This is a genomic window from Dietzia sp. DQ12-76, assembly GCF_014145045.1.
Lineage (GTDB): Bacteria > Actinomycetota > Actinomycetes > Mycobacteriales > Mycobacteriaceae > Dietzia.
Window position 1 is genome coordinate 1 of sequence record NZ_JAALDV010000557.1, and the last position, 1,313, is coordinate 1,313.

1 protein-coding gene and 1 pseudogene are annotated in these 1,313 nt (G+C 71.5%); one reads left to right on the plus strand and one right to left on the minus strand.

Annotation, left to right across the window (positions count from 1 at the left end; all coding sequences use genetic code 11):
• Window positions 1–342: 342 nt before the first annotated feature.
• Window positions 343–906 (minus strand): TetR/AcrR family transcriptional regulator, encoded by a 564-nt coding sequence (locus tag G6019_RS16635; RefSeq protein ID WP_197431440.1) that lies wholly within the window; start codon window positions 904–906, stop codon window positions 343–345.
• Window positions 907–991: 85 nt separating this feature from the next.
• On the opposite strand from G6019_RS16635, the pseudogene G6019_RS16640 reads away from it, so the two are divergent.
• Window positions 992–1,313, plus strand: a pseudogene (locus G6019_RS16640) (EamA family transporter); the annotation flags it as partial.

Consider the following 1,313-nt stretch of genomic DNA (forward strand, 5'->3'; position numbering starts at 1 on the left):
GAGGCGGCGTCCCAGCTCCGCGGGCGGTGGAGGCGCGTCCGTTCCGGCTCCGGCCACTGCACCCGGACCGCGGCGCGGGCGCCGAGGCGGGAGGACAGGTCGTCGACGAAGCCGTCCAGCACCCCCGAGGAGGAGCGGTACGACCCCTCGCCGTCCGCGACGATGATCCGCATGGTGTCCACCTCTCCGGCGGCCCGCGGCCTCGGCCAGGGGGCTGGCGCGGGATATGCCTGTCCCCCGAAAGTAGGACAGGCATGCGGTCGTGTCAATAAGTATTCATTGATAACTCCTGCGTTGCGGTATCACCACCCCCGCCGCGGCCGTCCCGCGACCCGTCCCGTCTCACCCCTTGGCGGCCGCCACGATCACCTGCGCCGCATCATCGGCCACCCGGAACGCCGTGGTCTCACCGAACACCGTCGCGGCGACCTGCGCCCCCTCGTAGAGCTGGTGGACGGCCGCCGCCACGGCGGGGTCACCACCGACGAGCTCAGCGAGCAGCCTCCGCATCCACCGCTTCTCCTCCCTGATCGTCTCGGCGGCGGCAGAACGCCCCGCTCCCCCGACCTCGGCCCACGCGTTGACGAAAGCGCATCCGCGCCGGTTCGGCCCGGCCCAGTCCTCGGCCCGCCGGAAGAACCGGGGCAGGGTCCACTCCGTCGCGTCGAGATGATCGACGAGATACTGCTGCCACCGGCTGCCGCGTCGCCGCAGGTACGCGTCGACGAGGCCGTCCTTGGACCCGAAGCGCTGATAGAGCGTGCGTTTGGTCGTCCGCGCCTGCTCGGCGATGAGTTCGACGCCCACTGCGGTGATGCCCCGCGAGTAGAAGAGCTCGTCGGCCGCCAGGAGGATGCGCTCCCCCACCTCGGTCGTGGGGATGATCGGCCACGGCTCAGGGGTCACCCGGTCCTCCTCGGGACAGTGCACTCCCCGGCGGTGCCCGACGGGTGCACTGACAGTATACCGATCGGTATGCTTTGCTCGGGCCGTGGACAGGATTCTGGTGGCCGGCGCCTTCGTGGTGTTGTGGAGTTGCGGTTTCGTGGGTGCCGCGTGGGGTACGGCGGACACCGAACCCGCGGGGCTGCTGGCGTGGCGGTACGTCATCACCGCCGGCGTCCTGCTCTCGGTGGTCACGGTGCTCGGCAGCCGGATCGGCCGTCGTGATCTCGGGCGGCAGTGCGTTCTGGGCCTCACCGCGCACGGGATGTTCCTCGGGGGCCTGTTCGCCGCGTCCGCGGCCGGGGTGGACGCGGGGACGGCTGCGCTGGTGTGTTCGGCCCAGCCGCTGCTCGTCGCGGCCGCCGGTG